General features: G+C 68.0%; 22 protein-coding genes. 15 read left to right on the top strand and 7 right to left on the bottom strand.

The features are described from left to right. Window positions 1–45: 45 nt before the first annotated feature. Entirely contained in the window at window positions 46–528 is a 483-nt protein-coding gene (locus tag BYZ73_RS07580) for a YbjN domain-containing protein (protein ID WP_108027459.1), read from the top strand. A gap of 92 nt (window positions 529–620) precedes the next feature. Then, entirely contained in the window at window positions 621–1,121 is a 501-nt protein-coding gene (locus BYZ73_RS07575) for a YbjN domain-containing protein (RefSeq protein ID WP_112315493.1), read from the top strand. Between the two features lie 46 nt (window positions 1,122–1,167). Here the strand turns inward: BYZ73_RS07575 and BYZ73_RS07570 are convergent, their stop codons facing one another. The 3 genes from BYZ73_RS07570 to BYZ73_RS07560 all read right to left on the bottom strand — a co-directional run bounded on the left by BYZ73_RS07570 (window position 1,168) and on the right by BYZ73_RS07560 (window position 4,705). Continuing rightward, complete coding sequence (locus tag BYZ73_RS07570) at window positions 1,168–2,361, bottom strand: lytic murein transglycosylase (RefSeq protein WP_112315615.1); 1,194 nt, start codon at window positions 2,359–2,361, stop codon at window positions 1,168–1,170. A gap of 79 nt (window positions 2,362–2,440) precedes the next feature. Further along, window positions 2,441–3,430, bottom strand: a complete 990-nt coding sequence (locus BYZ73_RS07565) for a glutathione S-transferase family protein (RefSeq protein WP_112315492.1) — start codon at window positions 3,428–3,430, stop codon at window positions 2,441–2,443. Between the two features lie 99 nt (window positions 3,431–3,529). Beyond that, entirely contained in the window at window positions 3,530–4,705 is a 1,176-nt protein-coding gene (locus BYZ73_RS07560) for a MalY/PatB family protein (protein ID WP_112315491.1), read from the bottom strand. 135 nt (window positions 4,706–4,840) lie between these two features. Between BYZ73_RS07560 and def (BYZ73_RS07555) the strand changes: the two genes are divergently transcribed. Genes def (BYZ73_RS07555) through fmt form a run of 4 tightly spaced genes read left to right on the top strand, consistent with a single transcriptional unit; the run spans window position 4,841 to window position 7,252 of the window. Further along, complete coding sequence (gene def, locus BYZ73_RS07555) at window positions 4,841–5,362, top strand: peptide deformylase (RefSeq protein WP_112315490.1); 522 nt, start codon at window positions 4,841–4,843, stop codon at window positions 5,360–5,362. Next, window positions 5,359–5,853, top strand: coding sequence for a peptide deformylase (def, locus tag BYZ73_RS07550; protein ID WP_108027464.1), 495 nt, complete (start codon window positions 5,359–5,361; stop codon window positions 5,851–5,853). The genes def (BYZ73_RS07555) and def (BYZ73_RS07550) overlap by 4 nt, the downstream gene beginning before the upstream one ends. Then, entirely contained in the window at window positions 5,850–6,353 is a 504-nt protein-coding gene (gene def, locus BYZ73_RS07545) for a peptide deformylase (RefSeq protein ID WP_108027465.1), read from the top strand. The genes def (BYZ73_RS07550) and def (BYZ73_RS07545) overlap by 4 nt, the downstream gene beginning before the upstream one ends. Further along, entirely contained in the window at window positions 6,353–7,252 is a 900-nt protein-coding gene (gene fmt / locus BYZ73_RS07540) for a methionyl-tRNA formyltransferase (RefSeq protein ID WP_112315489.1), read from the top strand. Before def (BYZ73_RS07545) ends, fmt begins: the two co-directional genes overlap by 1 nt. Before the next feature lie 98 nt (window positions 7,253–7,350). On the opposite strand, the gene catB is transcribed toward fmt, so the two are convergent. After that, the gene (catB, locus tag BYZ73_RS07535; protein ID WP_112315488.1) at window positions 7,351–7,983 is read right to left on the bottom strand and encodes a type B chloramphenicol O-acetyltransferase; all 633 of its coding nucleotides are present in this window, start codon (window positions 7,981–7,983) and stop codon (window positions 7,351–7,353) included. A gap of 285 nt (window positions 7,984–8,268) precedes the next feature. On the opposite strand from catB, the gene BYZ73_RS07530 reads away from it, so the two are divergent. Next, window positions 8,269–8,508: a GlsB/YeaQ/YmgE family stress response membrane protein gene (locus tag BYZ73_RS07530; RefSeq protein WP_108027468.1), complete on the top strand. Its 240-nt coding sequence runs from the start codon at window positions 8,269–8,271 to the stop codon at window positions 8,506–8,508. 2 nt (window positions 8,509–8,510) lie between these two features. On the opposite strand, the gene BYZ73_RS07525 is transcribed toward BYZ73_RS07530, so the two are convergent. After that, the gene (locus tag BYZ73_RS07525) at window positions 8,511–9,557 is read right to left on the bottom strand and encodes an NAD(P)/FAD-dependent oxidoreductase (protein ID WP_112315487.1); all 1,047 of its coding nucleotides are present in this window, start codon (window positions 9,555–9,557) and stop codon (window positions 8,511–8,513) included. On the opposite strand from BYZ73_RS07525, the gene mnmC2 reads away from it, so the two are divergent. The 3 genes from mnmC2 to BYZ73_RS07510 all read left to right on the top strand — a co-directional run bounded on the left by mnmC2 (window position 9,551) and on the right by BYZ73_RS07510 (window position 13,203). Beyond that, window positions 9,551–10,282: a tRNA (5-methylaminomethyl-2-thiouridine)(34)-methyltransferase MnmC2 gene (gene mnmC2, locus BYZ73_RS07520; protein WP_425451069.1), complete on the top strand. Its 732-nt coding sequence runs from the start codon at window positions 9,551–9,553 to the stop codon at window positions 10,280–10,282. The genes BYZ73_RS07525 and mnmC2 overlap by 7 nt on opposite strands. Window positions 10,283–10,292: 10 nt before the next feature. Then, a complete protein-coding gene (locus BYZ73_RS07515; RefSeq protein WP_112315486.1) occupies window positions 10,293–11,168 on the top strand; it encodes a DMT family transporter in 876 nt (291 codons plus the stop codon). 235 nt (window positions 11,169–11,403) lie between these two features. Further along, complete coding sequence (locus BYZ73_RS07510) at window positions 11,404–13,203, top strand: NAD(P)/FAD-dependent oxidoreductase (RefSeq protein WP_112315485.1); 1,800 nt, start codon at window positions 11,404–11,406, stop codon at window positions 13,201–13,203. Between the two features lie 27 nt (window positions 13,204–13,230). Here the strand turns inward: BYZ73_RS07510 and BYZ73_RS07505 are convergent, their stop codons facing one another. After that, window positions 13,231–15,156, bottom strand: a complete 1,926-nt coding sequence (locus tag BYZ73_RS07505) for a lytic transglycosylase domain-containing protein (protein WP_112315484.1) — start codon at window positions 15,154–15,156, stop codon at window positions 13,231–13,233. Window positions 15,157–15,334: 178 nt separating this feature from the next. Between BYZ73_RS07505 and dapA the strand changes: the two genes are divergently transcribed. Together dapA and BYZ73_RS07495 are read left to right on the top strand one after the other, a co-directional pair. Further along, complete coding sequence (dapA, locus tag BYZ73_RS07500; RefSeq protein WP_112315483.1) at window positions 15,335–16,210, top strand: 4-hydroxy-tetrahydrodipicolinate synthase; 876 nt, start codon at window positions 15,335–15,337, stop codon at window positions 16,208–16,210. Window positions 16,211–16,239: 29 nt separating this feature from the next. Continuing rightward, window positions 16,240–16,695, top strand: a complete 456-nt coding sequence (locus BYZ73_RS07495) for a TrmO family methyltransferase domain-containing protein (protein ID WP_245943081.1) — start codon at window positions 16,240–16,242, stop codon at window positions 16,693–16,695. Window positions 16,696–16,698: 3 nt separating this feature from the next. Here the strand turns inward: BYZ73_RS07495 and BYZ73_RS07490 are convergent, their stop codons facing one another. After that, window positions 16,699–17,178 carry a DUF4399 domain-containing protein gene (locus BYZ73_RS07490; RefSeq protein ID WP_108027474.1) on the bottom strand — a complete coding sequence of 160 codons (480 nt, stop codon included), beginning with the start codon at window positions 17,176–17,178 and terminating at the stop codon, window positions 16,699–16,701. 577 nt (window positions 17,179–17,755) lie between these two features. On the opposite strand from BYZ73_RS07490, the gene smpB reads away from it, so the two are divergent. The 3 genes from smpB (at window position 17,756) to BYZ73_RS07475 (ending at window position 20,352) form a co-directional block, all read left to right on the top strand. Next, complete coding sequence (gene smpB / locus BYZ73_RS07485; protein WP_108027475.1) at window positions 17,756–18,232, top strand: SsrA-binding protein SmpB; 477 nt, start codon at window positions 17,756–17,758, stop codon at window positions 18,230–18,232. A gap of 69 nt (window positions 18,233–18,301) precedes the next feature. Further along, window positions 18,302–19,174: a 3-mercaptopyruvate sulfurtransferase gene (gene sseA, locus BYZ73_RS07480; protein ID WP_108027476.1), complete on the top strand. Its 873-nt coding sequence runs from the start codon at window positions 18,302–18,304 to the stop codon at window positions 19,172–19,174. Next, entirely contained in the window at window positions 19,168–20,352 is a 1,185-nt protein-coding gene (locus BYZ73_RS07475; RefSeq protein WP_112315482.1) for an amino acid aminotransferase, read from the top strand. Before sseA ends, BYZ73_RS07475 begins: the two co-directional genes overlap by 7 nt. Window positions 20,353–20,369: the final 17 nt, after the last annotated feature.

The following is a 20,369-nucleotide window of genomic DNA, read 5'->3' as shown; positions in this document are numbered from 1 at the left end:
CGGCGTCCTGATGCGCGCCGACCCCGCGCCCCGCAGGAGGTGTTGATGCGTCCGTCCCGTCGTCTTGTCGCGGCCTGTCTTTTGGGCGCCCAGATCCTTCTGGCCGGACCGCTGCAGGCCTCGGAACCGGTGCGCGCCGCCGATCCCGACCAGGTGCTGGGCGTGCTGCGCGATGCAGGCTTCACCGCCAGCATGGGCGTCGACACCCAGGGCGACCCCAAGATCGAGGCCCGGGTTCGCGGCACCAATTTCACCGTGCTCTTCTACAAGTGCAGCTCGAACGGCAATTGCGGCGCGGTGCAGTTCATCGCCCGCTATGCGCTGCAACAGCCACTGGACCCGGACGCCATGAACCGCTGGAACAACGCCCAGATGTTCGCCAAGGCCGTGGTCAACGACGCGGGCGAACCGGCCCTGATCGTCGACGTCAACCTCGACCATGACGGGATGGGCTACCGCAACTTCCTGAATATCTGCGAGATCTGGTCCGAAGCCCTGCAGGTCTTCGAGGAATTCATCGGCTTCTGAAGTGCAGGGCCGGAACTGTCGCCCGGTTGACAGTTCCGGCCGCGACCGGCACTGCCTCGGCACAGACTGCTCAAGACCAAGGAGACCTTTCGATGACACGCCCGTTTTCCGCCCGCCGGACCCTTTCCCGCTGTGCGCCGAGCCTGTTGGCCCTGTCGTGTTGGGCCGGAGCGGCATCGGCCGATGTCATCGCCTCGGACCCCGATACGGTGCTGAAGGCGCTCCGCGCCGAAGGCCTGGCGGCGACGATGGAAACCGACGATCTCGGCGACCCCAAGATCGTGACCCATCTGACGGGAAAGTCGAACACCGAATTTTCGGTGCTGTTCTACGGCTGCACCGACAATACCGACTGCAGCTCGATCCAGTTCTACGTCGCTTATGACATGCCCGACCCGGTCACCGCGCTGAAGATGAACCAGTGGAACCGCGAATGGCTGTTCACCAAGGCCACGCTTGACGACGAGGGCGATCCGGGCCTTGAGATGGACGTGATCCTGGCCGATCCGGGGGTCGACGACAAGCTGTTCGCGACGACCATCGACCTGTGGCGCCAGTCGATCGACGCCTTCGAGGATTTCATCGACTGGTAAGGCGCGGGCCAGGCGCCCAAGGGCTGGCCGCTGCCTGAGGCGGCGGTCAGAGCCGGTCCAGAAGCGCGCGCGTCGGCCAGGAATCGGCCGGAAGGCCCAGCCGGATCTGTTCGGTCTGCACCGCCTCGCGGGTCTTTTCGCCAAGAATGCCGTCGATCCCGCCGACATCGTGGCCGCGCTGCGCCAGCTTCTGCTGCAGTGACTTCATCTCGGGACCCGAAAGGCCCGGCTCGGGCGCGCGCGGATCGAAGATCGGCGCGCCCTCGAAACGGGTCGCCAGATAGGCCGCGGTCGTCACGTAGACGAGGCTCTGGTTCCACTCGAAATAGACGCGGAAGTTGGGATAGGCGAGAAAGGCCGGGCCGTTCCGCCCCATCGGCAGCAGTACCGAGGCCGACAGGTTGCCGGGGCCGAGGCTGCCATTGCGCGCCCGCACCCCCAGCCGCGCCCAGTCCGACACGCGCTTGCCGTGGTCGAGCCCGGTCTCGGCCCAGTCGAGATTGGCCGGAATGACGATTTCCTGCAGCCAGGGCTCGTTCGCGCGCCAACCCAGCCCCTTCAGCATCTTCGCGGCCGACATCAGCGCATCGGGCGCCGAGGTCTTCAGCAGCACATGCCCGTCGCCATCGCCATCGACGCCGTTTTCAAGGATGTCGGCGGGTAGCATCTGCACCTGACCGATCTCGCCCGCCCAGGCCCCGGTGGTGCGGGCCGGGTCGAAATCGCCGCGTTCGTAAAGCGTCAGCGCCGAGAAGACCTGCGGCCGGAACAGCTCGGGCCGCCGGCAGTCATGGGCCAGCGTGACCAGCGCGTTCAGCGTGTTGAAGTCGCCCTGGACCGCCCCGAAATCGGTTTCGAGGGCCCAGAACGCCAACAACACGCCGCGCGAGACGCCGTAGGTCCGTTCGATTTTATCGAACACGGCGTCGTAGCGGGCGGCGTTCTGCCGCCCGTTGTCCAGCCGCGATTGGCTGATCAATCGTCGCGAGAAGTCGATGAAATCCCGCTGAAACACCCCCTGCGCCCGGTCTGCCCGGATCACCGCAGGGTCCTGCCGCACGCCGGCAAGGAAGGTCCGCGCCGCCCCGGCATCGTGGCCCCGGCGCACCGCCTCGTCGCGAAGCCCCGCCACGAAGCCGCCGAAATCGCCGCCGCAGGCCGCCCAGGCCCCGCCGGGCGCTCCGGGAGCGAAGCCCAGCGACAGCAGGCAGAGAACGGGCAAGGACGGCGACAGGCGCATGAAAAGGCTCCGGACCATTTTAGACAAAATCGTTTTACGGCCGTCACCTTACCAAGCTGTTACCGGCAGACAAGCCGGGTCAGGCCGCTTTCAGCCGGTCGCGCCCATGCGGTTCAGTCCAGTCGATCCGCGGATTGATCGGGATGATCCGGTTCGGATTGATGGTGTCGTGGCTGTAGTGGTAGTGCCGCACGATATGGTCGAAATGCACCGTCGCGGCCACGCCCGGCCATTGGTACAGCTCGCGCGCATAGGCCCAGAGATTGGGCATGTCGATCAGCCGGTTGCGGTTGCACTTGAAGTGCAGGTGATAGACCGGATCGAAACGCAGGAGCGTGGTGAACAGCCGCCAGTCGGCCTCGGTGACCCGCTCGCCCATCAGGTAGCGGCGGGTCGCAAGCCGCTTCTCCAGCCAGTCGAGACTGTCGAACAGGGCCCGAACCGCCTCGTCATAGGCTTCCTGCGAGGTGGCGAACCCGGCCTTGTAGACGCCGTTGTTGACGCTGTCGTAGACCCGCGCGTTGATCTCGTCGATGCCGTCGCGCAGGTCTTCGGGCCAATAGTCGTCGCGATTGCCGGTCAGGCCGTCGAAGGCCGAATTGAACATGCGGATGATCTCGGACGATTCGTTCGACACGATGGTCTGGCGCTGCGTGTCCCAGAGCACCGGCACCGTCACCCGGCCCGAAACATCCGGTTTCGCCCTGGTGTAGATGTCGCGCAGGAAGGGCAGGCCATAAAGCCTGTCGCCGGTCGCGCCGGGAAAGCCGGTGTCGAAGGTCCAGCCATCGTCCAGCATGTCGGGATGCACCACCGAGACGCCGATATGCGGCTCCAGCCCCTTCAGCGCGCGGAAGATCAGCGTCCGGTGCGCCCAGGGGCAGGCATAGGAGACGTAAAGATGATAACGCCCGCTTTCGGCGGCAAACCCGCCCGAGCCGCTGGGTCCCGGGGCGCCCTCGGGGGTAATCCAGTTGCGAAAACCGGCGGTCGAGCGGACGAAGCGCCCGCCATGGCTTTCGGTGTCGTACCAGCCGCTCTCCCAGCGGCCATCCATGAGATATCCCATATCTCCTCCTTCTGTTTCGGGAAGAGATAGCGGCCCGCGCGGCCCCGGCATCGCCTCTGGCCGCGCATGGCCCCTGCGTCACCGCACGGGGCTTTGGGGCTATTGCAGGTCGGCGAAGGCCTTCTGCAACCGCTCGACCGCCTCGGCGACGCGGGCCCTCGGGGTCGCGATGTTGAAGCGCAGGAAGGCCTCGCCGCCGGTGCCGAAGCTGGCCCCGTGATTCACCGCGATCTTCGCGTCCGCCTCGACCCGGCGGGTGAATTCCTCGGACGACATACCGGTGCCCGAGGCATCGACCCAGGACAGGTAGGTCGCCTCGAGCGGCATCGACGACAGCCCCGGGATCGCGTTGATCCCCTCGTCGAACAGCACCCGGTTGCCGTCGAGATAGGTCATCAGCGCGTCGATCCAGCCCGCGCCCTCGGGCGAATAGGCGGCGGTTGCCATGATCATGCCGAAGGAGTTCGCCGACAGGCCCAGCGCCGCCATCCGGGCCGCGAAGCGCGCGCGCAGCGCCGGGTCGGGCACGATCACGTTGCCGGTATGGGTGCCCGCGATGTTGAAGCTCTTGGTCGTGGCGGTCAGCATGACCAGCCGGTCGCGCACGGTGTCATCGACCAGATCCATGACCGTGTGGCGCGGCGCGCCCGGATAGACCAGGTCGTGATGGATCTCGTCCGAGACCAGCACCAGATCGTGGCGTTTCGCGAAATCGGCGACGCCCTGCAATTCGTCGCGGGTCCAGACCCGGCCGCCGGGATTGTGCGGCGAACACAGGATCACCATGGTCTCGGCCCCGGTCATCTGCGCGTCATAGGCCGCGAAGTCCATTTCATAGCGGCCGTCCCGGTTGACCAGCGGGCATTCGACGACCACGCGCCCCGCCGCCCGGATCACCCGGGCAAAGGCGTGATAGACCGGCGTGAACAGCACCACCCCGTCGCCCGGCGCGGTGAAGGCGTCGACGCAGATCGCGGTGCCGTTCACAAGCCCGTGGGTGGTGAAGATCGCGGCCGGATCGACCTTCCAGCCATGGCGGGTCTGCATCCACCAGCCGATCGCCTCCTTGTAGGCGCGGTCGTCGCCGAAATAGCCGAAGATCCCGTGATCGAGCATGCCACGCAGCGCCTCGGCCACGCAGGCCGGCGGGCGGAAGTCCATGTCGGCGACCCACATCGCCAGCCCGTCCGCCGCCGGAACGCTATAGATCGGCTCCATCATGTCCCATTTCGAGGAATGGGTGCCGCGGCGGTCGATGATCTCGTCGAAATTCATGGGGCGCTCCTGTCTTGCGCGCGTCAAGCTAGCGACTTGGCGCCCCAGCGCAAGGTCTCTGCCCGGTCCGGGCCGATGCTTGAGCCTGACACGCCGCATTGCGCGGCGGCGCGGCTTCGCCTAAATCCGACGATCATGAGCATTCGACCGATCCTGATCCATCCCGACCCGCGCCTCAAGACGGTGGCCGACCCGGTGTCGGACATCACCGCCGAGCTGCAGAAGCTTGCCGAGGACATGCTGGAAACCATGTATGACGCGCCGGGCATCGGGCTCGCCGCGCCGCAGATCGGCGTGCTGTCGCGGCTGATCGTCATGGACTGCGCCAAGGACGAGGGCGCCCGGCCCCAGCCCTTCGCGATGTTCAACCCCGAGGTCGTCTGGGCCTCGGACGACAAGAACATCCACGAAGAGGGCTGCCTGTCGATCCCCGAGACCTATGCCGAGGTCACCCGCCCGGCCGAGGTGATCGTGCGCTGGACCGACCCGTCGGGCGATCCGAAGGAAGACAAGTTCACCGGGCTCTGGGCGACCTGCGTCCAGCACGAGATCGACCATCTCGAGGGCAAGCTCTTCATCGACTATCTCAAGCCGCTGAAGCGTCAGCTCATCACCCGCAAGATGGTCAAGCTTAAACGCGAACGGGGCCGGGCGTGAGCGTCCTGCCGATCCTGCACTGGCCGGACCCGCGTCTTGCGACGCCCTGCGAGCCGGTCGGGCAGGTGACGCCGGAAATCGCGCGTCTGGCGCAGGAAATGCTCGACACCATGTACGCGGCGCCCGGGCGCGGGCTGGCCGCGCCGCAGGTCGGCGTGCTGAAACGACTGTTCGTGATGGACGTCAACGGTGCCGCCGGGCCGCGCAGCCCGCGGATCTTCGTCGACCCGGTGATCGAGGAGCGCGCCGCCGACACCATGACCGGCCCCGAGGGCTGCCTGTCGCTGCCCGGGATCGTGGCCGAGGTCGAGCGGGCGATCGAGATCACCCTGCGGTGGACCGATCTCGACGGCACCCGTCGGCGCGAGGTGCTGTCGGGCATCTCGGCGGTCTGCGCCCAGCACGAGATCGACCATCTCGACGGCATAGTCACCCTGAACCGGGTCGATGCCGGCCAGCGGTCCGAACTGGAAGCGGCCTACGGCGCATGATCCGCCCGATCCTGCACTGGCCCGACCCGTGCCTGGCCACCCCGGCCGCGCCGGTCGAGGCCGTGACCGACGAGATCCGCGCGATCTGGGCCGACATGATCGACACCATGGAGGCGATGCCCGGCCATGGCGTCGGGCTGGCCGCGAACCAGATCGGTGTGCTGCTGCGCCTTGCGGTCCTCGACTGCAACGAGACACGCGGCGCGGCCGTCCGGCTGGCCAATCCCGAGATCGTGGCCGCCTCGGACGATCTGTCGGCCTATGACGAGGCGAGCCCCTGCCTGCCCGGGGTCGATGCCACGATCACCCGGCCCGCCCGGGTCACGGTGCGCTTCCTCAATGAGCAGGGCGAACCCGAGACGCGCGAATTTTCCGGTCTCTGGGCGACATCGGTGCAGCATCAGATCGACCATCTTGCGGGGCGGATGTATTTCGACACCCTCTCAAGGCTGAAACGCGACCGCCTTCTGAAGAAGGCCCGGAAACTGGGGAAACGCTGATGCGGGTGACGTTCATGGGAACGCCGGACTTCTCGGTGCCGGTGCTCGACGCGCTGGTCGCGGCAGGCCACGAGATCGCCTGCGTCTACACCCAGCCGCCCCGCCCCGCAGGCCGCGGCAAGAAGGACCGCCCGACGCCGGTGCACGCCCGCGCCGAAGAATTGGGGCTGATGGTCCGTCACCCGAAGACGCTGAGGACCGAGGAACAGGACATCGCCTTCGCCGCGCTCGACCCCGATGTGGCGGTCGTGGTGGCCTACGGGCTGATCCTGCCGCGCCAGATCCTCGAGGCGCCCTGCCGGGGTTGCCTGAACATCCATGCCTCGCTCTTGCCGCGCTGGCGGGGCGCCGCGCCCATTCACCGCGCAGTCATGGCGGGCGATACCGAAACCGGCGTCTGCATCATGCAGATGGAGGAAGGGCTCGATACCGGGCCGGTGCTGTTGCGCGAAACGACGCCCATCGGCCCCGAGGAGACCACGGGCGAGCTGCATGACCGGCTGTCGGCCATGGGCGCCCGGCTGATTGTCGAGACGCTCGAAAAGTTGCGCGATCTGCCGCCCGAGGATCAGCCCGAGGACGGCGTGACCTATGCCGCCAAGATCGACAAGACCGAGGCGAAGGTCGACTGGACCCGCCCTGCCCCCGAGGTCGCACGCCATATCAACGGGCTCTCGCCCTTCCCCGGCGCCTGGTGCAATGTCGCGGGCGAACGGCTGAAGCTGTTGCGCGCCCGCGCGGTAGAGCGGTCTGCGAACCCCGGCACGGTCCTGGGCGGGCTCACCATCGCCTGCGGCGAGGGCGCGGTCGAGATCCTGGAGGCCCAGCGCCAGGGCAAGCGCCCGATGAGTGCCGCCGAGATCCTGCGCGGCTTTCCGCTGCCCGAACGTCTGGACTGAGACAGGCCCGCGCGGCGCAAGGCGCCCCGCGGACAAGGGATCGGGCACAGGCCCCGCAGCCCGAAGTCGCGGCGTGCAAGACCTGTGCCATCCCCGGCTCAGGCGCGGATATGCTCCTGCCAATGCAGGTGGAGCTTCTCGACATCGCCGCTTGTCAGCATCGGCATCGCGTCCCTCAGCTGGTCCTCGGACCAGTCCCACCATCGCATCTCCAGCAGCAGGGCGACGATCCTGTCCTCGAACCTCTTGCGGATCGTCCGGGCCGGGTTGCCCGCCACGACCGCATAGGGCGCGACATCGCGGGTCACCACCGCGCGGGTGCCGATCACGGCGCCGTCGCCGATCGTCAGCCCCGGCAGCACGACCGCCTCGGCCCCGATCCAGACATCATTGCCGATGACCGTGTCCCCGGACGGACGATAGCCGTTCCGGGCACCGCCGAAGGCTTCGACCTCCGGCATCCAGTAGAACGGAAAGGTGCTGATCCAGTCGCTGCGATGGCCCTGATTGCCTGCCATGATGAAGGCCGCGCCGGTTCCGATCGAACAGAAGCTGCCGATGAGAAGGCGGTCGACGCCCTCGTCGGGCAGCAGGTAGCGGGCACAGTCATCGAAGCTGTGGCCATGGTAGTAGCCTGAATAGTAGCTGTGTTTTCCGACCTTGATGTTCGGGTTGGTCACCTGACGATCGAGCGTGATGCCCCGGAAGGGGCTTTCAAATACATTGTCCATTTGCCGTTCCCTGAATGAGCGGGTCTTGCGCGCATGCGCGAAAACGGCGCCGTCGCCAGAAGCAACGCGCCGAAGCCCCGCGTCGAAGCGCAGGGCGCCATTCAGATGGTTCGGTCGGCCGACTTCACGGCATGCCCCCGGAACGCTGAAACAAGGTCCGCGTCAAGCATAGATGATCCGCGACTGCGCGCAAGCCGATGGGGGCGTGTGCCATTCCGCCCCCAAACCCCGGACCCGACCGGTCTGCTCTGGCAAAGACTCTCGTCGCGCCCCATATTGCGGCGCATGGGCATGGTCTTTCTTCTCATCGTCGGCGCTGCGGCCGGTTTTCTGGCCACCCGTATCATGCGGGTCGAGGCCGATGTGCTGACCACGGTCGCGCTGGGCGTGCTGGGCGCGCTGATCGGCGGGGTGCTGATCCGCATCCTGCTGACCATCACCGGCGCGATGGCGGGACTGGTCGGCGCGGTGCTGGGTGCGATGGCGCTGATCTGGGTCTACCAGACCTATATCGGGCGGCGCTGAGGCTAGAGGCTCGCCTCGACCCGGAACCCTTCGGGGATGTCGTCCCTGCCCTCCAGCACCAGCGCGGCCATCAGTTCGCCGACCTTCGGCGCAAGCCCGATGCCGATCTTGAAGCCGCCATTGGCCACGAACTGCCCCGGCCGTCCGGGCCAGCGCCCCAGCATCGGCGCGATAGTCTTCGCGCGGGGGCGCACGCCCGCCCAGCGCTCGACCACCTCGGCCCCCGCCAGCGCCGGACAGACCGCCCGCGCCCGGGCGATCACCGCATCGAGCCGCGCATCGGTGCTGTAGGGATCGTCGAACTCGCGTTCCGAGGTCGAGCCGACGGCGACCGTGCCATCGGCATGGGGCACGATCAGCACGCCATCGGCATAGACCTGCGGTACCGCGCCTGCCCCATGGGCAAGGATCGCCGCCTGTCCCTTGACGCCGCTGCCGACCTGATGCCCCAGATCGGCCGACAGTTCGGCCAGTCCCGGATAGCCCGTGGCCCAGATCACCAGCCCCTCAAGCGGCCCCTCGGCCCCGCAGGACACCTCGCCGCCCAGCGCACGGATCGCCTCGGCCAGCGCCGCACAGGCGGCGCGTGGCGCGATCCGCGCCGACAACGTGTCATGGACCAGCCAGCCCGAGGGCGCCTCGGGCACAAGGCCCGTCGCCTCGGCCGCCCGGATCACCCGCCAGGCCGCGCGCCCCCGCCAGAGCGTTTCGGCCTCGGCGGCGCGGGCCCTGGCGCGGGCCAGAGCCTTGTCGTCGGCAATCGGCTGATAGCGCCCGACCCGGCCATAGCCCGTGCTCCGGCCGCTTGTCGCCTCGACCTCTGCCCAGAAGGGTTCTGCCGCGATCAGGCTTTCGAACTGGAACTGTTTCTTGGGGTTCCACTGCTCGGGCACATGCGGACTGAGCGCGCCGACCGGCGTGCCGCTCGCCCCCGCCCCGGGATGCGACCATTCGACCACGCGGACCCTTGCGCCCCGGCGCGCGCAGGCATAGGCCGAGGACAACCCGAATACCCCTGCCCCCATCACGGTCACGTCCACCGGTGCCATCGCGTCCGCCCTTCTGCCCTGACGAGTCCGCTCGCGGTCTAGGCGATCCGCTGCCCCAAGGCCAGCGGGCAGAGATCGACTGGCGCGAAGGCGGCGTGCCGGTCTCGGTGCGCTTCGACGATCCGTATTTCTCGATTGCCGACGGCCTTGCCGAAACCCGGCATGTGTTTCTGACCGGCAACGGTCTGCCCGGCCGGTTCGTGCCCGGCTTTCACATCGCCGAGCTGGGCTTCGGCACCGGGCTGAACCTGTTGGCGGCGCTGATCGCCTGGCGGGCGGCCGGGGTGCCCGGGCCGCTGCGCTTTACCAGCTTCGAGGCCTTCCCGATGGCCCCCGAGGCGATGGACCGCGCGCTGTCGGCCTTCCCCGAGGCCCGCGCCGTGGCCGACCCGCTGATCGCCGCCTGGGCCGAGGGCGCCCGGAAGATCGAGACCGAGGACCTGATCGCCGAGATCGTCGAGGGCGATGCGCGCGAGACGCTGCCGCGCTGGCCGGGCCGGGCCGATGCCTGGTTTCTCGACGGCTTCTCGCCCGCGAAGAACCCCGAGCTCTGGTCGCCCGAGCTGATGGCCGAGGTCGCGCGCCACACCGCCCCGCGAGGAACGGCCGCCACCTATACCGCGGCCGGATTCGTCCGGCGCGGCCTGGCCGAGGCCGGCTTCGAGGTGACCCGCCAGCCCGGCTTCGGCCGCAAACGTCACATGACGACGGCCCGCCTGACATGACGGCACGGAAATGACCCAGCAGAACACCCGGCTTGGCATCACGCTGATGATCGCCACGACCTTCGTCTTTTCGGCGCAGGACGTGCTGTCGCGGCATCTGGCCGATCTTTACAACATCCCGATGGTGGTGATGATCCGCTACTGGTTCTTCGCCGCCTTCGTGCTGGTGCTGGCGCGGCGCAACGCGGGCAGCCTGGCGGCGGCGGCCCGCACCCGGATGCCGGTGCTGCAGACCCTGCGCGGGCTGGTGCTGGTGGCCGAGATCTGGGTGATGATCGCGGCCTTCACCCATCTGGGCCTGATCGAAAGCCATTCGGTCTTTGCCTCCTACCCGCTGATGGTGGCCGCGCTTTCGGGGCCGGTGCTGGGCGAGAAGGTCGGCTGGCGACGCTGGACCGCGATCGGCGTGGGCTTCGTCGGCGTTCTGGTGATCCTCGCACCCGGAGTGCGGGTCTTTTCGCCGCTGGCACTGATCCCGCTGACCGCGGCCATCCTTTTCGCGGTGTACGGGCTGCTGACCCGCTATGTCGCCCGCGAGGACAGCGCCGCGACCAGCTTCTTCTGGACCGGCACGGCCGGGGCGGTCGCGGCCACGCTGGGCGGCGCCTGGAGCTGGGAGCCGATGACCGCCGTAGACTGGGGCTTCATGGCCGGGCTGTGCGTCTCGGGCGCGCTCGGGCATTTCCTGCTGATCAAGACCTACGAGGTGGCCGAGGCCAGCGCGGTCCAGCCCTTCGCCTATCTGCAACTCGTCTTCGCGTCGGTCTTCGGGCTGACCGTGTTCCACGAGACGCTGCGCGCCAATGTCGTGGCGGGCGCGGCCATCGTTGTGGGCGCGGGGCTCTTTACCGCCTGGCGCGAACGGGTGCGTGCCCGGCGCGGCTGAGGCAGCCCGTCTTTCAGACCATGGTCTGGCTTGGCCGTCCCGGCCGTGGCCCCTACCCTGCCGCCCAGGTCGATGAGGGAGGAGCCATGCGCGACATCGACCCCGATGCCGGACCCGACCCGCCGCAGCGGCCCTTGGCCGCTGTTCCTTTCCCTTTGCCATGCGGCGGCATGCGGCCTCCGGCCGAACGGCTCCTCCGAAGATCCGGAGAAACCGGAAGCAAGGGAGGAAACCAATGCTCGATACCACCAATGCCGACCGCGTCTCGGCGGTTCTTGCCGCATTCGGAGACGCGCTGGACCAGGGCGACATCGACCGCGCGGTCGGGATGTTCACCGAGGATTGCTACTGGCGCGATCTCGTCAGCTTCACCTGGAACATCCGCACCGTCGAGGGCCCGCAGGAGGTCGCCGCGATGCTGCGCGACCGGCTGGCCGCGACCGGGCCCAAGGGCTGGACGCTGGCCGAGGGCGAGATCCCGACCGAAGAGGACGGCATCACCACCGCCTGGATCCGGTTCGAAACCGGGCTTGCGCGCGGCTACGGGCTGATCCGGCTGAAAGACGACCGGATCTGGACGCTTCTGACCACCATGGTCGAGCTGAAGGGCCATGAAGAGCCCAAAGGCATCCACCGGCCGCTGGGGGCGAAGCACGGCGCGGGCAAGGACCGCCTCAGCTGGAAGGAAGAACGCGAGGCCGAAGACCGGGCGCTGGGGCGCACGGTGCAGCCCTATGTGCTGATCGTCGGCGGCGGACAGGGCGGTATCGCGCTGGGCGCGCGCCTCAGGATGCTGGGCGTGCCGACGATCATCGTCGAAAAGAACGACCGGCCCGGCGACAGCTGGCGCAAGCGCTACAAGTCGCTCTGCCTGCACGACCCGGTCTGGTACGACCACCTGCCCTATATCAAGTTCCCCGACACCTGGCCGGTGTTCAGCCCCAAGGACAAGATCGGCGACTGGCTGGAAATGTACACGAAGGTGATGGAGCTGACCTACTGGACCCGCTCGACCTGCACCTCTGCCAGCTATGACGAGACCGCGAAGGAATGGACGATCACCGTCGACCGCGACGGCGAAGAGGTCGTGCTGCGCCCGCGCCAGCTGGTGCTGGCGACCGGCATGTCGGGCAAGCCCAACATCCCCGACTTCCCCGGGCACGACACCTTCCGGGGCGATCAGCACCACTCCTCGCAGCATCCCGGCCCCGATGCCTATCGCGGCAAGTCCTGCGTGGTGATCGGGTCGAACAACTCGGCCCACGACATCGCCGCGGCCCTTTGGGAACATGACGCCAAGGTGACCATGGTGCAGCGATCCTCGACCCATATCGTGCGCTCGGACACGCTGATGGAAATCGGGCTTGGCGGGCTTTATTCCGAACAGGCGGTGCAGGCGGGCATCACCACCGAAAAGGCCGACCTGATCTTCGCCTCGATCCCCTATGCCATCCTGCACGAATTCCAGATCCCGCTGTACGAACAGATGCACGAGCGCGACCGGGGCTTCTACGAGGCGCTGGAAAAGGCCGGGTTCTGGCTCGACTGGGGCGAGGACGGATCGGGGCTCTTCATGAAATACCTGCGCCGCGGGTCGGGCTATTACATCGACATCGGCGCGAGCCAGCTGATCATCGACGGCGAGATCGCGCTGAAACGCGGACAGGTGACCGAGATCGTCGAGGATGGCGTCATGCTGGAGGACGGCACGCATCTGAAGGCCGATCTTATCGTCTATGCCACCGGCTACGGGTCGATGAACGGCTGGGCCGCCGACCTGATCGGGCAGGATGTGGCCGACAAGGTCGGCAAGTGCTGGGGGCTCGGGTCCGACACCCCCAAGGACCCCGGCCCCTGGGAGGGCGAACAGCGCAACATGTGGAAACCCACCCGGCAGGAGGGGCTGTGGTTCCATGGCGGGAACCTGCACCAGTCGCGCCATTATTCGCAGTTCCTGGCGCTGCAGCTGAAGGCACGGATGGAGGGTCTGCCGGTCGAGCCCTGGGGCGTGCCCGAGGTCCATCATCTGGGCTGAGACCCCGGGGGTCCTGAAGGCGGGCGCTCAGTTCGCCTTCAGCTCCTTCGACAGGGTGACGGCACCTGTCCGGCCCGCCAGCCGCGCGCGGTAGATCGGCAGGGCCTCGGTGACCCGCATCACGTAGTTGCGGGTCTCGGTGAACGGGATCAGCTCGATCCAGTCGATCACGTCGACCCCGGCCGCGCGCGGATCTCCCTGTTCGGACACCCAGCGATGCGCCCGGCTGGGCCCGGCATTGTAGGCCGCGGCGACCAGAACCGGGTTGGGGCCGAATTCCTCGACCAGATGCGCCAGATAGGCCGCACCGAGACGGGCGTTGTAGGACGGATCGGCGGTCAGGGCGGAACTGGAATAGCGCACCGACAGCTCGTCGGCCATCGCCTTGGCGGTGGTCGGCATCAGCTGCATCAGCCCCAGCGCCCCGGCGCCGCTGGCGACGGAGGGGTCGAACTCGCTTTCGCGGCGCACGATCGACAGCACCAGCTCGGTCGGCACCGGGTGCCGGGTGCGGGCGATCTCGGTCACCGGGAAATAGGCCTCGACCATGACATTGCCGGTCTCGGCGGCGGTCTTGGCGATGCGCAGCGCGACATGGTGGTCGTTCAGTTCCAGCGCCAGCCCCGCCAGCGCGCGCTGCCCGGCCGGATCGGCGCTTTCGGCCAGATGGGTCAGGAACATCTCGACCAGATTCTGTTCGCCCGCCTCGTGCAGAAGAAAGGCGGCCGAAACCACCGAGCTGCGCGCGAAAGGCTGGGCGCGCCAGTCGGGGTAATAGTCACGCCCGGCGAGCGAGGGGTCCATGGCGATGCCGCCGCGCTCGGCCGCGAGAAGCCCGTAAAAGCTGGTCTGGAACTGGGCGCCCATCGCATAGGCCGCGCGGGCCTCCTGCGGATGGCGCATCGCCTCGAGCGCGCGGCCCTCCCAGTACCCCGCCCGGCCGAGGCTGATCGGGGTCCGGACCGCCGCCTCGAAGGCGCGGAAATGGGTCAAGGCGGTCTCGGGCTTGTCGAGGAAGCGCAGCGCGATGAAGCCCGACAGCCATTCCAGTTCGGCATAGCTTGCGCCCGCGCTCAGATGGTGGCGCGAGGCGAGGCGATAGGCAAGCTTCGGGTTGCCCTCGCGCAGCACCTGATGGGCATAGTAGCGCCGCCACCCGGCCCAGAGCGCCGGGCGCCCGAGGCTTTCGGCCGAGGCGCTGCGCTCGTCCAGGAGCGCGATGGCATCCTCGCCCCGGCCCTTGCGGGTGCGCCACATGAAGCGCTCGTAAGCGAGGCCCGGATCGTTGCGCAGCGAGGTCGGCACCGCCGCGATCCGGGCGTCGACGCCCGGGTCCTGATTGCGGAGCGCGATCCGCGCCGCGGCAAGCTTCTGCCAGCCTTCGGGCACGAGGCTCAGCATCCGCCCGGCCGAAATGTCGTGCCCCTCCCACAGAAGCGTGTCGAGCCGGGCCACATGCTGCCCGGCCAGCGTGCGGCCGAACCGCGCCAGAAGCGCCGACTGCGCGGCTTCGGAAAGCGGCAGGCTTTGCCAGGCCGCCACCGCCGCCGCCTGGGCCTCGCCGGTCCGGCCCAGCGCCGCCTCGGCCTCGACCAGCCGCAGCGCGCCCTCGCCCGTGACCGGGGCCCGCCCGCCGAAGAAGGCCACCACCGCCGCCGGATCGTCTCCGGCCCCAATCGCGCCCTCGCCCGAGGTCCGCACCTTGTCGAGCCCGGGCCAGTCGGGATTGCGGGCCAGAAAGGCACGGTAGTCGTCGAGGCTGCCCTCGCCCGCGCGCAGCCGCCGCCACTCGACGATGTCGAGCGCGACCTGACCGGCGGGACGGGCCAACTGGCGGGCCTCGCTCCAGCGGTCGGCACGCACGGCGACCATGGCCTTGGCAAGGGCGGTGCGCTCGGCCGCGAGGACCGGAGCGGCCAGTGAAATCAGGAAAAGCAGGATCAGGGCACGCATGTCGGGGCAGGGTCGGCAAAGGGCGATTGGCAAGGTCTCACGCAGCGGTCTATGCGGGCAATTCACAAACTTGGCAACGGGCAGCCGGCGCTATAGGGTCCGGCGCGCTGCGCGGGCGCACGACTCGCGCCAAGGCTATCAGAACAGGCCATCGAACACAGATGAAAAGGAGCGTGTCATGATAAAAGGGTCCCTTCCAGCCCTGGTGACGCCGTTCAAGGACGGCGCCGTGGATTTCGACACGCTCAAGCGTCTGGTCGACTGGCAGCTGGCCGAAGGCAGCCATGGCTTCGTCCCGGTGGGCACCACCGGCGAAAGCCCCACGCTCAGCCATGCCGAGCATGAGGCGGTGATCGAGGCGGTGGTCAAGACCGTCGACGGCCGGGTGCCGGTGGTGGCGGGCGCGGGCTCGAACAACACCTCCGAGGCGGTGCGCTTCATGCAATATGCCGAAAAGGTCGGGGCCGATGCCGCGCTGGTGGTCACGCCCTATTACAACAAGCCGACCCAGGCGGGCATGATCGCGCATTTCACGGCGCTGCACGACTGCTGCGAGTTGCCGATCATCATCTACAACATCCCCGGCCGGTCGGTCGTCGACATGACCCCCGAGACCATGGGCGAGCTGGCGAAGCTGCCCCGGATCATCGGCGTCAAGGACGCGACCGGCGATCTGTCCCGCGTGCCGAAGCAGCGGATCACCTGCGGCCCCGACTTCCTGCAGCTGTCGGGCGAGGACGGCACCGCGCTGGGCTTCAACGCCCATGGCGGACGCGGCTGCATCTCGGTCACCGCGAACGTGGCGCCACGGCTTTGCGCCGAGTTCCAGGAGGCGACGCTTGCGGGCGACTATGTCAAGGCGCTGGAGCTGCAGGACCGGCTGATGCCGCTGCATATCGCGATCTTCCTCGAACCGGGCGTCGCCGGGGCGAAATACGCGCTGTCGCGGCTGGGCAAATGCAGCGAAGAGGTCCGCTCGCCGCTGGTCGGGCTGACCGAGGGCACCAAGGACCGGATCGACGCCGCCATGCGGCATGCCGGGCTCTTGAACTGAGCGGGCCGGACGGGCTGCGTCCCGGCGAGGTGGCGGCCGGGGATCTCGGCCCCGCCGACGGTCCGGCGCTGCGCGTCATCGGCCGGGCACGGACGCCCTGGGGCCCCGAAGACTGCCCCAAGAATATCCACCGGGCGCGCGAACGGGGCGCGCCCGCCATCCTTGAGATCGATCCGGTCTTCGCACCGGCGCTGTCAGGGCTTGCGGTCGGTCAGCCGGTGATCGTGCTGTACTGGATGGACCGGGCGCGCCGCGACCTGCTGGTGCAGGCGCCGCGCCATGTGGACGGCCCGCGCGGAACCTTCGCGCTGCGCTCGCCAAACCGGCCCAACACCATCAGCCAGTCGACGGTGACCATCACCGCGCTCGATCTGGGCGCCGGGCGGGTAACCGTCGATGCGCTCGACTGCTTCGACGGCACGCCGCTGCTTGACATCAAGCCCTGGCTTGCGTCGGTCGACCTGCCGCCGGGAACGGCTGATTAGGGCCTACTCGACCATCACCTCGATCGGCTCTGACATGACCGGCGGATCGTGGGGCACGTGGTTCGCGTCGCCCAGCAGCAGCCAGAGCGTATGCGGACCAGGTTCAAGCTCGATCGTGGTTTCGGTCTGGCCGCCGCCGAAATGGATGTGATGGTCGTCTGCCGGAACAGCCTGCGAGAAATCGAAGCCCTCTTGCGGCGCGTCGACGATCAGGTGGTGATGGCCGCTGGCGGGCGCGTCGGTGCCGGCCGGCACCACCTCCATGCCCTCGATGCCGAAGACGACCGACAGCGGCGAGGACACCGTGGCGCCATCTTCAGGACTGACGATGAACACCCGCGCGCCGTCGGGCGAGGGCGTCCGGTGGTCATCGGCCAAAGCCGGAACCGCCAGCGCCGTCAGCGCGGCAAATGCCAGGGACGGAACCAGACAAGAGACCGCGAACGGCTTGGCTGGGGACAGAGTGGCGGGGCGAGCGTACATGGGGTCCTCCCTTCCTGTGCAGGCCTGCGGGGCGCGGTCCGGTCGCCCGGACCGGGCCCGGTCAGGAGCTAGCCCGGACCGGCACCGGATCAATCCGGCGTGCAATCGGCGAGGCTGGAGGAAACCCCTGGGGCGCACCGGTCACACCAACCGAAGTCACCATTCACGTGGTGCGCCCCAAGTAACATTGCACTTGCTACAGGCCAGATACGCGACCCTTCACACAGGATCGGTAACAACACGTCGATCCATAACTCCGATATGGCGCTTCGATTCGGACCGCAGTCGGGAAGAATTATGATCAAATTTGATATGTCTTCGACGGACCGACAAACATGACCCTGGGTCACTTTGGACAACCGTTTCCGCCAGAGCCCGCAGCCGCGGGCCGAGGCGCCGTTTCGGGCGCTGAGGCCCCGAGTCCGTTTCGGGGGCGGAAACTGTGACGCTGCCCGGATGTTGCCACAATCGCACCGCGCAATTCCGAAACGCTGCGTTTCGCGAAATGCAACATAAGCTGCGGCCGAGGGCGGGCGCCCTTTCATGGCGGCCCGCGATAGCCTATATCGCCTCCACCATGGCCAATGCGAAGTCCGACCCGAACTACAAGGTGATCGCCGAGAACCGGCGGGCCCGTTACGATTACGCGATCGAGGACGACCTCGAATGCGGGATCATGCTGCAGGGCTCCGAGGTCAAGTCGCTGCGCGAGAACGGCGCCAACATCGCCGAAAGCTATGCCTCGGTCGAGGACGGCGAGCTGTGGCTGGTCAACGGCTATGTCCCGCCCTTCGAACAGGCCCGCACCTGGGGCCATGAGGAACGCCGCAAGCGCAAGCTTCTGGTCAGCCGCAAGGAAATGGCTCGGCTCTGGTCCGACACCCAGCGCAAGGGCTACACGCTGGTGCCGCTGGTGCTGTACTTCAACCACAAGGGGCTGGTGAAGCTGAAGATCGGCATCGCCAAGGGCAAGAAGACCCAGGACAAGCGGGAAACCGAAGCCAAGCGCGACTGGCAGCGCCAGAAGGCCCGGCTTTTGAAGGACCACGGCTGACACCCGCCTTGCCTCGGCACGGGCGCCGTTCTAAGGGAAACGGTGTCTGCGCAGCCGGAGGGGGAGGTCATGAGCTACGACGATCCGAAAACGCTGGTCTCGACGGACTGGCTTGCGGCGCATCTGAACGATCCCGATCTGAGGATCCTCGATGCCTCCTGTCGACCGGTCTTTGCCACCGACACCCCGCGCGATCCCCGCGCCGAGTATCAGGCGGCCCATATTCCCGGCGCGCGCTTCTTCGATATCGACGAGATTTCCGACCAGCGGTCGACCCTGCCGCACATGGCCCCGCCGCCCGAGAAGTTTATCAGCCGCCTGCGCGCCATGGGCGTGGGCGACGGCCATCAGGTGGTGGTCTATGACAGCGCGGGCCTGTTCTCGGCCGCCCGGGTCTGGTGGACCTTCCGGCTGATGGGCAAGACCGATATCGCGGTGCTGGATGGCGGCTTTCCGAAATGGCGGGCCGAAGAGCGCCCGGTCGAGGACCTGCCGCCGATGGTGCGCGACCGCCACATGACGGTTCAGCGCCAGGCCGGGCTGGTCAAGGACGTGACCCAGGTCGCGGCCGCCTCGAAGCTTGGCGATTACGAGATCGTCGATGCCCGCGGGGCCGCGCGCTTCGAGGGCAAGGACCCGGAACCGCGGCCGGGGCTGCGCTCTGGCCATATTCCCGGCTCGAAGAACGTGCCCTTCGCGACCCTGCTGAACCCCGATGCCACGATGAAAAGCCCCGAGGCGCTGAAAGCCGTGTTCGAGGCCGCCGGGGTCGACCTGAAAAAGCCGGTCATCACCTCCTGCGGCTCGGGCGTGACGGCCGCCATCCTCAGCCTCGCGCTCGAGGTGATCGGGCATCGCACCCATTCGCTCTATGACGGCTCGTGGTCGGAATGGGGCATGTACGGAGACCTTCCGGTCGAGACGGGACCTGCACGATGCTGAACCGCCTTTCCCCGCAAAGCCCCGACAAGATCATCGGGCTGATGCAGCAATTCCGCGCCGATCCGCGCACGGACAAGATCGACCTCGGCGTCGGCGTCTATCGCGACGCCGAGGGCCGGACCCCGGTGATGCGGGCGGTCAAGGCGGCCGAAGAGACCCTGTGGCGCACTCAGGACAGCAAGGGCTATGTGGGCATCGAGGGCGATCCGGCCTTTCTCGACGCGATCCGGACGCTGGTCCTGGGCGAGGCCGTGCCCGCGGGCCGCGTCGCCGCGGTGGCGACCCCCGGCGGCACCGGCGCGGTGCGGCAGGCGCTGGAGCTGGTGCGCCTCGCCGATCGCAAGGCGCGGGTCTTCATCCCGGCGCCCTCCTGGCCCAACCATGCCGCCATCGTCAATTTCCTGGGGCTCGGCGAGGCGGCCTACCGCTATTACGACGCCGGGGCGCATGCGCTCGACATCTCGGGCCTTCTGGCCGATCTCGAGACCACCGGCCCGGGCGATGTGGTGATCCTGCATGGCTGCTGCCACAACCCCACGGGCGCCGAGCTGACGCCGGCGGACTGGGCCGCGATTGCCGAGATCCTGGGCCGCACCGGCGCGCTGCCGCTGGTCGATCTGGCCTATCTGGGCTTCGGCGCCGGGCTTGAGGCCGATGCCGCCGGGGTGCGGCTGCTGGCCGGGGCGCTGCCCGAGATGCTGGTCTCGGTCAGCTGTTCGAAGAATTTCGGGCTGTACCGCGAACGCGTGGGAGCGGTGCTGGCGCTGACCCCGGACGAGACCGCGCGCGAGCTGGTGCGAGGGAACCTCTCGAACCTCAACCGCCAAAACTTCGCCTTCCCGCCCGATCACGGCGCGCGCGTGGTGACCGCGATCCTTGGCAATGCCGAGCTTCGGGCCGACTGGGCCGCCGAGCTGGAAACCATGCGCAGCCGGATCGAAACCCTGCGCCGAACGCTGGCCGACCGGCTGCGCGAAACCAGCGGGTCGGACCGCTTCGCCTTCCTCGCCGGGCAGAAGGGGCTTTTCTCGCTGATCGGCGCGACCCCGGATCAGGTCGCCGCGATGCGCGAGACCCATGGCGTCTATGTGGTCGGCGACGGGCGGATCAACCTGGCCGGCCTGTCGGAGACCAATATCCCGAAAGTGGCCGAGGCGATGCTGGCGGCCGGGCTCTAGCCCGCCCCGTCCAGCGC

Origin of the sequence: Rhodovulum viride (genome assembly GCF_003265965.1) — a bacterium.
Taxonomy (GTDB): Bacteria; Pseudomonadota; Alphaproteobacteria; order Rhodobacterales; family Rhodobacteraceae; genus Rhodovulum; species Rhodovulum kholense.
Note: the sequence above shows the minus strand (reverse complement) of the source record. Positions and strands in the feature narration are given on the sequence as shown.